The organism is Paenibacillus sp. ACRSA (assembly GCF_022346845.1).
In the GTDB taxonomy this organism is placed as follows: Bacteria; Bacillota; Bacilli; order Paenibacillales; family Paenibacillaceae; genus Paenibacillus.
The window spans coordinates 53,950-67,463 of sequence record NZ_JAKRNP010000006.1 but is presented as its reverse complement, the minus strand read 5'-3'; the positions used below and the strand labels follow the sequence as shown (position 1 = coordinate 67,463).

Here is a 13,514-nt window from a genome sequence, read left to right as displayed (position 1 = left end):
GATGCAAATGAAACCTGCAGCCGAAGGACCCAGCAAAAAGCTGAAGGGACACGTGAAAGGCAATTCGCTCTGGAGTGAAATCTGGAAGCACCGAATGACATATACCCTACTGATACCGGGACTTGTCTGGTTGATCCTATTTGCCTACATGCCGATGGGAGGTCTATCTCTGGCATTCAAAGACTACAAGGCAAACTTGGGAATCTGGGGCAGTCCATGGAGCGGATTTGAGAATTTTAAATATGTTTTCCGTGACCCAACCTTTATCGATGCCGTATGGCGAACGCTGTACATCAATATTTTGAAATTGATCATCCAGTTCCCGTTCCCGATCATTCTGGCATTGTTGCTGAATGAATTGCGAATGCGCAGAGGGAAGAAATGGTTCCAAACCGTCCTTACCTTCCCACACTTCCTGTCTTGGATCATTGTATCCGGGGTAGTTATCAACGTGTTGGCTTATGACGGACTGGTAAATAGTGCGCTTGGATTACTCGGATTGCCAACGATTAACTTCTTAGGTTCCGAATCGAACTTCGTACCCATGCTGTTATTGACTGATATCTGGAAATCAAGCGGGTGGGGCGCAATTATCTTCCTAGCGGCTATATCCGGTATTGACCAGGATCAGTATGAATCAGCACAGATTGACGGAGCTTCGCGTATGCAGCAGATGTTCCGTATCACGCTGCCTAACATTCTTCCAACAATCACGGTTATGTTTATTCTGTCGGTTGGTGGACTCATGTCTTCCGGTTTCGACCAGATCTTCAACTTAGCTAACGCTGCAACTAAAAATGTATCAGAAGTGCTCGATGTATATATCTATCGAATCACGTTCCAGTCTTCAACCGATTTCTCATTCTCGACAGCAGTCAGCCTATTCCGTTCCATCGTGAACATGATTTTGTTGCTTCTCGCTGACCGATTTGCGAAATGGCTTGGCGGAGACGGATTGTTCCGATAAGAGAGGAGGAGTAACGAATGAGTAAGAAAGCGAACAAGAAGCCGAGAATTGGCACTGAAAAAATGACCTTTCTCGATTACATCATATTTGCCATTCTACTTGTGCTTGCCTTGATGATTCTAATTCCGTTCTGGAACGTGATCATGATTTCATTTGCAACACAAAAGGAATATGCTGAAAATCCATTTCTGATGTTCCCGAAAGAGTTCACACTGGATTCGTACCGAGCATTATTCGCTGATGGAAGTATCATTTCAGGGTACAAAAACACACTTATTTTGTTGGTAATTGGATTGCCGCTCAGCTTGTTCCTTACAACAAGTATGGCTTACGGCTTAAGCCGTAACAATTTTCCATTTAAAAAGTTTCTGTTTTTCCTAGTACTGTTCACTATGATCTTTAATGGTGGAATTGTACCACTGTATCTCATCATGAAATCGTTGCACCTTACAGGTACATTGTGGTCAGTGATCCTCGCGGGAAGCTTCAGTGCCTTCAACATGATTCTGATGATGAACTATTTCTATACCTTGCCAGAGTCACTGATGGAGTCTGCGAGATTGGATGGAGCGGGTGAATGGAGAATCCTGTTCTCTGTCGTTCTTCCACTGGCGACACCGATCATAGCTACCATCACACTTTTCTATGGGGTAGCTTACTGGAACAGTTGGTACGATGCGATGATCTTCTTGCGAAAAGCCGATCAGTTACCATTGCAGAACGTGCTCAGGACGATCATTGTCACGTCTCAGACCAATGCATCCAATGCATCTAGTGTCGATGCAACCCAAGTAAGTAACTTCTCTATGGGTATGAAGATGGCAGCCGTATTCGTAACGATGGTTCCGATTATGTGTTTCTTCCCAATGCTGCAAAAGCACTTTGCTAAAGGGGTATTAACAGGGGCAATCAAAACCTGATTATACGTATAATGGTAGTTCGAAAAAAACGCTTTTGATTACGCAAGATGCCTGTTGGCATCATCGGCATGGAACGTCCTTTTTGAACACGAGTAGGTTTAGAAATTCAACTACAAACATGGGGGTAAGAGCATGAACACGAACAAAAAGTTGTCAGTTAGATCGATCTTTGTTATCACACTTTGTTTATTGATGCTGGTGGTGACAGCTTGTTCTAATGGTGGCTCGGAAGGTAGTAACGAAAAGGACGCAGATGGCAATTACACAGATAACCTGACCATCTCTGTAGCGAACCTGACGGAAATTAAAAACGGAAATTTGGATAATGACTTCCATAAGTTCTGGACAGACAAATTCAATGTAACATGGGATTACAACTATATCGATTGGGATTCATGGGGCGAGAAGCTTCGTCTGTGGATCAACTCGGGTGACTTGCCGGATGTATCGGTATGGAACTACGTTCACGGGGATGCGCTGAATAACATTGATCAAGGCTTGTTCTACAAGTTCCCGGATGATTGGAAAGAGCGCTGGCCGAATGTTGCCGCAGCGTATAACTTGACAGGGCTGGGTGATAAGTTGGAGGAACTGACAGGTGGAACGTATCTCTTGCCTAGACCGATTTATTATGAGAACAAACCTGCTGATCCACTTACGAACCAAATCGGCGTCATTGCTCTCCGTAAGGACTGGGCAGAAGCGGTTGGTTTCGAATTGAAGGATGCATATACCACAACTGAATTGAATGAATATGCTGCACTTGTAAAAGAGAAAGATCCAGGTAAAGTGGGGAACAAACTTGTACCCCTGTCCTATAACGCCGCTGATGCGATGACAAACATCATTATGCCAAACAGTGTGCATGCGATCACAGATTCTCCATTCTTCAAAGGTGAAGACGGTCAGTTCCACTGGGGACCAGCAGAGCCTGAAACACTCACAGGGCTGAAATTGATGCAAAAAGCATATAAAGATGGTTTGCTTAACCCTGAATTCTACACATGGAAAAACAATGAAGGTCAGAACAACTTTAAAGTAACAGGTACAGCAGCAGTAACAAGTCTGGGTGGACTTGCTTCATACAGACAAGGTCTAGATTCGGATATTCGTAAAAATCTAGGTGTAGATAGTGATGAGATGGTTCACACGGCAATCGTTCTTGGTGACGACGGTAAATACCGTAACCTAGAGCAAGCCAACTTCTGGTCCGCATTGATCTTCAATCCGGAGATTAGCGACGAGAAATTTGAACGCATCATGGATCTGATTGACTATTCCGCAACTAAAGAGGGACAATTGCTCATCAACATGGGCTTTGAAGGAACCGATTGGAAATACGATGAGAACAATGAATTGGTGAGCTTGCTGCCAGAAGGAACGGTTCTGGAAGATAAATACCCAGCTCGTTTCGAAGGATTGTACCTGCTCGGTGACGATTTCAGTGTAGTCAACCCTGCGATCAAAAAAGATTACCGCGATCGTGCTGTGAAATTGTTCGAGGAAAAAGCAAAACTCGGAACAGAGGGTCAATCGCTCGCAACCTATGACTGGGATGTTAACCTATACGACTCCAAAGCAAAAAGTCAGGCTTCATTCGATTACCAGAACGAATATGCAAACCTGATTCTCAAAAGTGGAGATCTGGAGGCTAACTGGAAAGAATGGGTGAACAGTAAAATGTCTCTGGTTCAACCTTACCTGGATGAGCTGAACGAGAATTTTTAAGTGAAGATTCAGGAAGTAGTTGAGACATGGTGGAAGTAACCTGTCTCATTTACCCGAACCCGGTGCGTAGTTAAATATGCAGCCGGGTTCTTCAATTCAATGAGGTGTGGAGGAATACATGATGAATAATGAGCAATTGATCGATCTGGTGGGACAGATGACGCTTACGGAAAAGACAGCCCAGCTGCTCCAATTAACGTCTAACTTTTATGAAGGGACGGATACGCAGGGGCAGATTACTGGCCCGATGGAAGAGATGGGAATCACCCAACAGTCTGTGGAGGCCAGTGGCTCCATTCTGGGGTTGTCCGGAGCTCAGGCGATTATTGATGTGCAGCAAGCTTATATGGAAAAAAGCCGACTCGGTATTCCACTTCTGTTCATGGCAGATGTGGTGCATGGTTTCAAAACGATTTTCCCCATCCCGCTGGCGATTGGTTGTTCATGGGATACCCAGTTAGCGGAGAAATCTGCTGAGATTGCAGCGCGTGAATCCGCAGTATCTGGTTTACATGTTACATTTGCCCCTATGGTGGATTTGGTTCGTGACCCGCGCTGGGGTCGTGTTATGGAAACGACAGGAGAAGACCCTTATCTGAACAGCTTGTTCGCTGCAGCCTTTGTTCGTGGATATCAAGGGGACAATCTACAGGAGGAGACAGACCGGCTCGCGGCCTGTGTCAAACACTTTGCTGCATATGGTGCGGCAGAGGGTGGTCGTGATTACAACACAGTGGATATGTCGGAACGCAATCTGCGTGAGTATTATTTACCGGCTTATAAAGCTGCGCTTGACGCGGGTGTAGAGATGGTGATGGCATCATTCAACACAGTGGACGGTATTCCCGCTAGTGGCAATGAGAAGTTGATGCGTGACATTTTGCGTGAGGAATGGGGATTCGAAGGGGTGCTTATCTCGGATTGGGCTTCCATTCGTGAGATGATTGCCCACGGGGCAGCGGAGGATGATCGTGAAGCTGCATATCGTGCGATTCGTGCTGGTGTGGACATCGAAATGATGACACCTTGCTATGTTCATCATCTGCCTGCGTTGATTGCGAGTGGTGAAGTGAGCGAGAAACTTATTGATGAAGCGGTACTTCGTATATTGCAGCTCAAAGAAAAATTAGGCTTGTTCGATAATCCGTTCCGAGGAGCCAATCCAGAACGAGAGCGCGAGATCGTGTTCTCGAAGGAACACCGTCAGGTGTCCTATGAGCTGGCTACCAAGTCGGCAGTGCTGCTGAAAAATGCGAATGACATCCTTCCATTGAATCCACAAGCCCATATTGCCCTTATAGGCCCATTTGCCGAAAGTGAAGATATTCTAGGATGGTGGTCATGTGAAGGGGTAAAAGCGGATGCAGTTAAGCTGGGAACAGCATTGCAGGAACGTCTTGGCACAGATCACGTCCACCTTGCCCAAGGCAGTGGTGTGCATACGATCACATCGGAGCAGATTGCAGAAGCGCTAGAAGTTGCAAGCAAAGCAGATCTGATTGTACTTGCGCTGGGTGAAGATTCAGAAATGAGTGGTGAGGGTGGATCACGCACTGATATTTGTTTGCCAGCAGCACAATTAGAGCTTATCAAGCATTTGAGATCCACAGGTAAACCGTTGGCCACTGTCATCTTCAATGGTCGCCCACTTGATCTACATGGCGTATGGGAAGAATCGGATGCTGTACTTGAAGCGTGGTTCCCGGGCAGTGAAGGTGGGGCAGCCATCGCTGATGTGCTGACAGGTGTGGTGAATCCGTCTGCTCGATTGACGATGTCCTTCCCTCAATCGGTAGGCCAAGTTCCTGTCTATTACAATCATTTTAATACAGGCCGGCCATTGAATCCTCAGAAGACGGAGGAGCGCTATGTTTCCAAATATATCGATAGCCCGAATGATCCGTTGCTGCCGTTTGGTTACGGTCTATCTTATACAACTTTCGAGTATGGTTCGCTTGATATTTCAGGCCAAGAGCTGATCAGTGAGCTTCCCCTGACCATCAAGGTGAAGGTAACGAACACTGGAGAACGTACAGGCGTGGAGACAGTTCAGTTATATGTGAGGGATGTAACGGGTGAAGTGGTACGACCAATGCGTGAATTAAAAGATTACGTCAAGCTGGAGCTGGCTCCAGGTGAGACAGGCACTGCAACATTTACGCTATGCGAGGCACAGCTTCGCTATCACCACTCAGATCTGAGTTATCGTAGTGACAAAGGCACATTCCACGTCTATGTGGGACCGAATAGCCGTGATACTCAGGAGAGTAACTTCAAATTAGTGTAGTCGGTTAGATGTTGAAACGAGGCTACGGAATGGTCTCGTTTCAACAAAATTCCATTTTGAACATTCAAAGAGTATAGAAGACGTCGGGTTCTCTGATCTGGGGAGCCTGATCCATATAACAGAGGAGCGAAGAATGTGGTCAGTATTAAGGATATCGCCAAGAAGGCGGGGGTTTCGATCTCCACCGTGTCGTATGCACTGAATGGCAGCAACAAAGTGACAGATGAAACGAGCTCCAAAATTTTGGCCATCGCCAAAGAGCTGAACTACGTTCCGAATGCTGCTGCACGGACGTTGAAGAAAAGGGAGTCCAAAATTGTAGGTGTATTTCTGACCGATTTTAGCGGAGATGTCTATGGAGACTTGCTTACTGGCATGAAGGCGGTCTGTAACACACAAGGATATGACTTAATAGTATGCAGTGGTAGACAGTCTCATCGGATGCTTCCAGAACGAATGATCGACGGAGCCATCATTCTAGATCACACCTTTGCTAGTGAGGAATTGCTGCAGTACGCTGATCGTGGACACAAAATCGTTGTACTGGATCGGGAGTTAGATCATTCGAACATCAATCAGGTTCTGCTAGATAATAAGGCTGGAGCAACGCTTGCGATGGAGCACCTTATTGAACAAGGCCTTACCAAGATATATGTAGTGACAGGTCCGGAAGGCTCGTTCGACTCTGTACAGCGTATGAAGGCGGTGAGACAGGTTACAGAGCGTGAACCCAATGTGGAATGGATGGTGATTACGGGGGACTTCGAGAAAAGTAGCGGAGAAATGGCTGCGAATCAGATTATCCAAGAATATACGAGCCCCGTTGGCGTGTTCTGCTTGAACGATGAGATGGCGATTGGGCTATGTAATCGACTTGCCAGCAGTGAGCTGCAGGTTGGACAAGATATCCACGTCATTGGATTTGATAATATTGAACTCAGCAGTTATGTTAGTCCGAGGCTCGTTACCATTGATTATTCCAAACGAAAATGGGGTTCATTGGCAGCAGAGCAATTAATTAAACTTATGGCTGGAGAACCAGTAGAGCATGAACGGATCTACGTGAAACTCGTAGGAGGAGGCTCTGTTCGCAATCAGGCTGAATATACACCTGTTATAACCGTAGGCGACAATTCGGCGGCGTACTATTGATGATGTACTCCAAAGGTAGCGAGTATATAACGTTTAGAACGCAAGATCTAAGAGACAAGAATTATAAGAATGACTACATTCTTTATAATCCTTGTCTCTTGTTGTATCGCTTGTATCGAATCAAGGGCAAATTTAGATTTGGCTTCGTTATAGGCAAAGAAAAAAAGCCTCTTCGCGAAGAGGCTTGGCCATTAGAGACCTTTTGTTTTGTCATTGTTGTAGGATGCAGTCAGGATGCCTGCCATATACAGAGCGAGTACGATTGCGATAATCCAGAATGTCAATGAGAACGACATATACTTGCCACCTCCTGCACAAATCTCAATTTCTTCTATTATAACCAATATGGCAAGAAAAGGAATGCCTATCCAGATCTATTTATAAAATAAAAAGTGAGTAGGTACAGGTCTAAGATTTCCATCTGATGGATTGTTGACCACCCGATTGTTCAGAACCAGTGACGAAGATCCGCCACCGTCTAGATTATATGCGTCAACGACGCCAAGCTTGTACAGACGACCTTGTAGCTCTTCTAAGGTTGCCCCGGAGCTGCCTTTCTCGTTATAACCATCCACTACGATAATCAGTATCTGATCATCCTTGTAATTGCCGATGACAGTACGTGGAGCCCGCTTAGGGGATACCTTCCACTTGGCAGGGATAGGTGTTTTACGACCATTTTGAAGCAATACAGGTACAAACGTAGCTCCAAACTGAGGCTTTAGGCGATCTAGGGAGCCTTTGTCAAAAAACTTGCCACCGACGAGCTTACCTGCATCATTCAGTCCTACAAAAAATAAATCTTTAAAACTAGCCTGAAATCCATTCACATACTTTCCGTCCATGACGGTTGTACTTAGAGGATAACGTTTGCCCCCGCTATCAGCAAAGCCGCCCGCATTAATTCCGGCAATGGCTCCGGAGCGTCTGACAGCCTGCATGGTTGTCTCTGATTTTCCGGCTTCACTATTGAGAGCCATCTGCATCGCTGTAGGGTCTTTAAGCTTGATCTTCATCGCATAGCCCTTATAGGTGCCCGGATTAACTCGGTACATCTCGATCGTAAGACGGTCACTGTTGATCCGTTCAAATGGTACGCCCAGTTTAGACGAGATCCGTTGATTGTAGATTGTTTCTGGGCGAGTGGCTTGTGACGTTGCCTTTTGTACAAGAGCTGACATTGTACTTGTTGTTTGTTTGTATAATTGCGTTGTCTTTTTAATAGAAGAAGATGTTTGAACGGCAGCTTCTTCAGCCCCCGAGAGATCCTGACGAATAGCTTGGGTTTGAGGCGTAATCGTCTCTTCCGGCGGCGCAAGTTCCGCTAGATTAGCGGGCTCAAGCGAAGGACGAAACAACAGCAGACAGAGCATAAGTCCAACAAATGGAGCAAGTGCAAGCATAAAAAAACGATTAACCTGTTTGACGGGTGTAATCATTTGAGCAGATCCATCTTTTTCTGGAGGGTCTCCAGTTGTTTTTTGACTTCGCTCAGTTGGGTATACAATTTATTGCTGTTGTCCGTTTTGTCGCTTGCATTGTCCTTGGTGAAATTCAGCAATTCATTGAAGGATTGCACTTGTCCCTGTAAGTCAGAAACTTCCTTCGATATCGTTGTTAGCTGCTTTTCATATTCTGATTTCAATGCGTTAATCTGCTGTTGATTATGTGTCTGAAGCTGATCAATCATCTGCCGCTGGAGATGGTTACTATAATAGTAGGTTCCGATTACTCCGAGTGCAATGAGCACAATCCACATGACCAGAAACAGTTTAATTGAAGAACCGGCCTTGCTTTTGGTGCTCCGGGTGTGATGGGTGTCAGAAGGTTGAGCAGAAGGTTTCATATCATCACTCCTGGTTATTTATAGGTACTAAAAAAATTCCAATCCTCATTCTATCACGCCCCTATTGATTACGCAAAAATGAAATTCTTTCAGTAATAGGATAAAAAGAGATTGCATCGGAAGGAAGTCCTAGGATACAATTTCTTATAGATGCAATAAGTAGGAACTTTGGGCAAGTTTTTCGACCTTTTTAGCTAGGAATACAGGAGAATTATACTATATTGTGGTCGTAATTGACGGAAAAATTGGGATTTTATCACAATATAGAACGTATGTAGGGCTTGATCAGAGCCTTATCACTTATTTTTCTTCAAATTTCGACATTGCGCAGCGCATGCTTCTTCTATACGTGGACTGTCGCAGGCGATGGTGAAGAGTGAAGTCGAAGGATAGAAAAGCAAATTTGTCCAATACATAACCAGGGGGAACAACAATGAAAAAAGTATGGCAGGTGGTCATCGTAGATATCCACCCCACCAGCATGCTGGGAACGAAATTAATTTTGGAAGAGCAACAGGATCTGCTGGTACGTGGCATGACTTCGACAGGAACAGAAGGACTTGAATTGGTGAAAGCCAATCAGCCTGATCTGGTTCTGATGGATTATCGACTTCCCGAAGGTCAAGCAGATCAATTTATTTCCGAAATAAAAACGGTATCAGCGCACAGTCATATCGTTATTCTCACGGATGAGGATAACGTGAAGTTATTCCGTCATCTTATGAATCTCGGGGCAAGCGGAATGCTGTCCAAGCAGGCTTCCCCTAGCCAATTGATTCATCTGATATCTGGACTGCGCGAAGGTTATGTGTCCATGCCGATGGCTTGGTTGACCAGCGCAGAATGGGCGGAGCCGATTGAATCAAGAGCGGAAGAATTCATCGTAGATTTGACGGAAACCGAAAATTTTATTATGGAAAGAATTGTTCAAGGGGTAACCTATGATAAAATAGCGAGTGAGATCAGCGTTAGCCGTCGTTCGATCGACAACTATTTGCGTAAAATCTATGTAAAGCTAGACGTGAGCAGTAGAGCGCAAGCTATCGAGCGGTATGCGTTGTGTGCCAGACAGACCAAATCCATCTCTTGATGAGCCGCATTTCATGACTCTCGCGTTCTAGGATTCGTTAGGTGACATGTACGATCGTCATATTCTATGTTCTTTTGGAATAGGTTGTAGTGGCTACGAGCTATGTGCATAGTTCGGAATAGGGACGAAAGGAGAACGAGACCAATGAGATATTTCTTCGCCTCCCGTACAAACAGGCTGTTGTCTTCACCGCTCAGGGATATTCGCAAAATGTCTGACAAGGATTATTTCATTTCTCTAGCGGAGGAGTTGCCAGCAGAGGAATTGTTCCCATTTAAACTGCTGGAAGAGGCGGCTGTGTCTGTATTTAGTTCGGGTCCCTCTGCACTTCAGTATGGTGAGCCGGCTGGATACAGGCCCCTAAGAGAGTGGCTAGACAAGGATTGGAACACTCGCAAAGGCATACGAACAGTTCCAGAGCAGATCTTATTAACGACAGGAACACAGCAGGCCATTGATCTCGTCATGAGATTGCTGTTAGAGCCAGGGGATTCTGTTCTAGTTGAACACCCTACATCTCCGGGCTGCCTCGAAGTTTTGGAGATGCAAGGAGCCATTATTGTGCCTGTGATGGGTGACTCTGATGGAATATTGCCGGATCAATTGGAACGCCATATGCAGCAGGTGAGGCCGAAGCTGCTTTTTGCTGCACCTAGCTTCTGTAATCCTACGGGTACATTATGGAGCTTGGAGCGACGGGAGGCGGTATTGGACTTATGTTCTCGTTATGGTGTGCTGCTTGTAGAGGATGATTCGTACGGTGAATTGCATTTTGATGGACTGCAGACCGAGGATTTCTATCGCAAGTACCCATCACTCTTCGCGTTGGATACAGCAGATCAGGGTGGACATGTCTTGTACATTGGTTCGTTCAGCAAAACGGTTGCGCCAGCCTTACGCACAGGATGGGCTGCAGGTCATCCAGCTCTGATTCAGGCGATGGCATCGGTTAAACGGATTGCAGATGGACAATCCAGCCCAATGAATCAGCGATTGTTGTATCAACTATTAGCACATTCTCCTTTTCGCTGGACGGATCATTTATCCTTATTGAACCGGGAATACAAAACCAGGCTGAAGTTGATGCTGGAATTGTTGAAAAGGCCTGGCTGGAAGGGCTCCAATTACGATATACCCCAAGGGGGCATGTATCTATGGGTGGAATTACCTGAAGGATTGGATAGCGGGGCATTGCTTAGAGCAGCTCTGTTAAAAGGTGTATCTTTTTTACCGGGCTCTCTCTGTTCTACAGGAGAACAAGATCATCGTCATATTCGATTAAACTTCAGTCATCCCGGTCGAGATGAGCTGTTACTTGGCATGAACCTAATCAGCGAGTCCATCGCCGAATTTACGGCACGTAGTTAATTTCACAATAGAATAAATACAATGATATAGAGAAGCAAGATATTGGATCTGCGCCTGAGATGGTCGTTACACGTACATTTCAGGCTGCGGGTTCTATTCCATATGCGTCCAAAGTAATTACGTTATTGCATCCACTAACATTTTTATATATAATGTGTATTAATAAGTTGTGCCCTTATAAATAGGGGCGGCAATTTTAATTTAGTGCCTATAGCACTTATCATTTTAAATTAACGGGGGAAACCAAACATGGCTAATATTTTATTTGTTAAAGCAAACGACCGCCCTGCGGATCAAGCAGTGAGCGTTAAATTGTATGATGCATTCTTGAGTGCATACAAAGAATCCCACCCAGGTGACACAGTTACTGAATTGGATCTTTACAATACAGATATCCCTTACTATGGTAACGACGTAATTACTGGTGGTTACAAAGCAGCTAACGGGATCGAAGCAACTCCAGCAGAACAAAAAGCAGCTGCACTTGCTGCACAATTGCAAGATCAATTTTTGGCAGCTGACAAAGTTGTATTTGCATTCCCGCTCTGGAACTTCACAGTTCCTGCTCCATTGGTGAACTACATCTCTTACCTGAGCCAAGCAGGTAAAATGTTCAAATACACTGCTGAAGGCCCTGTAGGTCTGGTTGGCGACAAAAAAGTAGCATTGTTGAACGCACGTGGTGGCGTATATTCTGTAGAGCCTATGGCTTCTGTAGAAATGTCCGTTAAATATGTAACAAACGTATTGAACTTCTGGGGTATCCAAAACCCTGAATTGGTTATCGTTGAAGGACACAATGCTTCCCCTGATAACTCCGAAAATATCGTTAACGCTGGTTTGAAACTGGCTGCTGAAGTAGCTAACAGCTTCTAATTCATTCGATATGAAATGTAAAGAGCCTGTCTTTCCTTATTGAGGAAACGATAGGCTCTTTTTTATAAATGCCGCAGCAATATGCGGCTATTATATCGTGGTTGAACATACGAGTGGGAGAATATCCCCGAAGTTCAGTCATTTTTTTGGACTACATAAGATAACATGTCTTCAGCGACGCGCTCTAGCTCCTGTTCGCCCTCATTTGAGAAGGAATTCTCTGAATCATTGTTCCATTCCAATTCATTCATGCGAAGTTCAAGTAGCTCCTGTTGGTCAAGCATATGTGCGTGTGCTGTAAGAGCCTCAATTCCCTTAACGGTGAGGATGTACTTCCCCCTAGATACTCGTTCGAACCAGCCATAATAATTCTTCTGTAGCATCGATGCGGTCGAACCCACTCCTGTCTGTTTAGCAATAATCGCTGGTGAAGCTTCACCTTCATTCCTTAATGCAGTAGCAACACGTAATGCTTTTTCGCGGTAAGCCGTCATTAAGGGTTGGCGTGTACTACCTCCTGTATTGTAATCTCCGGTACGTTCGTCGAATTCTCTTAGCAGCCGTTGCCGTCTAACGCCGCCTTTACGAGAAGATGAAGGGAGGGCATGATTAAGTGTGATGGGTTCACAGAGGACATCAATCAGAGGCGATTTGGTTTTGTAGAATGTAACAGCAATTAAACCAAGCCCTAGTTTATTGCAGACTGCGGTCAGTTCACTCCAGCGTTGGTTTACCGCTCCTCGTTTACTACGATTACGTTCTACCGCCAGATATACGTTTGGACTTAGTTTCAATCGTTGCATCCCTTGTAGAAGGAGAGACAGGTTGAAGGACTTTTTCATCTCCACGATTAGAGGCACGTCCTCATTAGCCCTGATACCAACCAGATCACAATGCTTCACTTCGGCTCTCACGGTATACCCCTGCTTCTCGAAGAATGCCTTTATAGGCGGATATAATTCGGTTTCGTATTGAATAGCCATGCTCGCCACTCCTTTCCTGTAAACATCCTCTGCCTGGTTAAGTGCTGTCCGTTTTCCTGAATTAGAACCTTTATTATAGCATATCCGTTCTTTTTTTTCTGAGGGTCAAGATGTCTGATAGAACAAGGAATGGGTAAAATTAAGACCTGCGAATTGAAAAAAAGAGGTCAACTTATCCAATTTGCCGCATAGGTATGTAATACACTTTTCACAACAATATCAGTCGTTTGGACAGAGGGTGGCGGGACTAATCCGGACCGCAGATGAGTATTCAAGCAGGAGCCGCAATTCTATTGA

11 protein-coding genes are annotated in these 13,514 nt (G+C 45.1%); 8 read left to right on the top strand and 3 right to left on the bottom strand.

Annotated features, from left to right (window positions below):
• Nucleotides 1-7: 7 nt before the first annotated feature.
• From MH215_RS18060 to MH215_RS18040, 5 genes are all read left to right on the top strand, one after another.
• Nucleotides 8-967 (top strand): ABC transporter permease, encoded by a 960-nt coding sequence (locus tag MH215_RS18060; protein WP_128101106.1) that lies wholly within the window; start codon nucleotides 8-10, stop codon nucleotides 965-967.
• A 17-nt stretch (nucleotides 968-984) separates the two neighbouring features.
• Nucleotides 985-1,887, top strand: a complete 903-nt coding sequence (locus MH215_RS18055; RefSeq protein WP_056698472.1) for a carbohydrate ABC transporter permease — start codon at nucleotides 985-987, stop codon at nucleotides 1,885-1,887.
• Between the two features lie 132 nt (nucleotides 1,888-2,019).
• Nucleotides 2,020-3,615, top strand: coding sequence for a type 2 periplasmic-binding domain-containing protein (locus tag MH215_RS18050; RefSeq protein ID WP_056698469.1), 1,596 nt, complete (start codon nucleotides 2,020-2,022; stop codon nucleotides 3,613-3,615).
• 121 nt (nucleotides 3,616-3,736) lie between these two features.
• Nucleotides 3,737-5,902 carry a glycoside hydrolase family 3 N-terminal domain-containing protein gene (locus MH215_RS18045; RefSeq protein WP_239292844.1) on the top strand — a complete coding sequence of 722 codons (2,166 nt, stop codon included), beginning with the start codon at nucleotides 3,737-3,739 and terminating at the stop codon, nucleotides 5,900-5,902.
• A 135-nt stretch (nucleotides 5,903-6,037) separates the two neighbouring features.
• The gene (locus MH215_RS18040; protein WP_239292275.1) at nucleotides 6,038-7,054 is read left to right on the top strand and encodes a LacI family DNA-binding transcriptional regulator; all 1,017 of its coding nucleotides are present in this window, start codon (nucleotides 6,038-6,040) and stop codon (nucleotides 7,052-7,054) included.
• A gap of 374 nt (nucleotides 7,055-7,428) precedes the next feature.
• Here the strand turns inward: MH215_RS18040 and MH215_RS18035 are convergent, their stop codons facing one another.
• Together MH215_RS18035 and MH215_RS18030 are read right to left on the bottom strand one after the other, a co-directional pair.
• Nucleotides 7,429-8,493, bottom strand: coding sequence for a phosphodiester glycosidase family protein (locus MH215_RS18035; protein WP_239292273.1), 1,065 nt, complete (start codon nucleotides 8,491-8,493; stop codon nucleotides 7,429-7,431).
• Nucleotides 8,490-8,900: a uroporphyrinogen-III C-methyltransferase gene (locus tag MH215_RS18030; protein ID WP_128101110.1), complete on the bottom strand. Its 411-nt coding sequence runs from the start codon at nucleotides 8,898-8,900 to the stop codon at nucleotides 8,490-8,492. Before MH215_RS18030 ends, MH215_RS18035 begins: the two co-directional genes overlap by 4 nt.
• A gap of 433 nt (nucleotides 8,901-9,333) precedes the next feature.
• Here MH215_RS18030 and MH215_RS18025 point away from each other — a divergent pair, with 433 nt between their 5' ends.
• The 3 genes from MH215_RS18025 (at nucleotide 9,334) to MH215_RS18015 (ending at nucleotide 12,234) form a co-directional block, all read left to right on the top strand.
• Nucleotides 9,334-9,990 carry a response regulator transcription factor gene (locus MH215_RS18025; RefSeq protein ID WP_239292271.1) on the top strand — a complete coding sequence of 219 codons (657 nt, stop codon included), beginning with the start codon at nucleotides 9,334-9,336 and terminating at the stop codon, nucleotides 9,988-9,990.
• 144 nt (nucleotides 9,991-10,134) lie between these two features.
• Nucleotides 10,135-11,358 carry an aminotransferase-like domain-containing protein gene (locus MH215_RS18020; protein ID WP_056698447.1) on the top strand — a complete coding sequence of 408 codons (1,224 nt, stop codon included), beginning with the start codon at nucleotides 10,135-10,137 and terminating at the stop codon, nucleotides 11,356-11,358.
• Nucleotides 11,359-11,607: 249 nt separating this feature from the next.
• Complete coding sequence (locus tag MH215_RS18015) at nucleotides 11,608-12,234, top strand: FMN-dependent NADH-azoreductase (RefSeq protein ID WP_056698444.1); 627 nt, start codon at nucleotides 11,608-11,610, stop codon at nucleotides 12,232-12,234.
• 134 nt (nucleotides 12,235-12,368) lie between these two features.
• On the opposite strand, the gene MH215_RS18010 is transcribed toward MH215_RS18015, so the two are convergent.
• Nucleotides 12,369-13,217, bottom strand: coding sequence for a DUF2161 domain-containing phosphodiesterase (locus MH215_RS18010; RefSeq protein ID WP_239292269.1), 849 nt, complete (start codon nucleotides 13,215-13,217; stop codon nucleotides 12,369-12,371).
• Nucleotides 13,218-13,514 lie beyond the last annotated feature (297 nt).

Excerpts from the sequence above, each read along its gene's own strand:
- MH215_RS18010 (WP_239292269.1), bottom strand. The coding sequence starts at position 13,217 with ATGGCTATTCAATACGAAACCGAATTATATCCGCCTATAAAGGCATTC.
- MH215_RS18030 (WP_128101110.1), bottom strand. The coding sequence starts at position 8,900 with ATGAAACCTTCTGCTCAACCTTCTGACACCCATCACACCCGGAGCACC.
- MH215_RS18055 (WP_056698472.1), top strand. The coding sequence starts at position 985 with ATGAGTAAGAAAGCGAACAAGAAGCCGAGAATTGGCACTGAAAAAATG.
- MH215_RS18035 (WP_239292273.1), bottom strand. The coding sequence starts at position 8,493 with ATGATTACACCCGTCAAACAGGTTAATCGTTTTTTTATGCTTGCACTT.
- MH215_RS18025 (WP_239292271.1), top strand. The coding sequence starts at position 9,334 with ATGAAAAAAGTATGGCAGGTGGTCATCGTAGATATCCACCCCACCAGC.
- MH215_RS18050 (WP_056698469.1), top strand. The coding sequence starts at position 2,020 with ATGAACACGAACAAAAAGTTGTCAGTTAGATCGATCTTTGTTATCACA.
- MH215_RS18020 (WP_056698447.1), top strand. The coding sequence starts at position 10,135 with ATGAGATATTTCTTCGCCTCCCGTACAAACAGGCTGTTGTCTTCACCG.
- MH215_RS18015 (WP_056698444.1), top strand. The coding sequence starts at position 11,608 with ATGGCTAATATTTTATTTGTTAAAGCAAACGACCGCCCTGCGGATCAA.
- MH215_RS18060 (WP_128101106.1), top strand. The coding sequence starts at position 8 with ATGAAACCTGCAGCCGAAGGACCCAGCAAAAAGCTGAAGGGACACGTG.
- MH215_RS18045 (WP_239292844.1), top strand. The coding sequence starts at position 3,737 with ATGAATAATGAGCAATTGATCGATCTGGTGGGACAGATGACGCTTACG.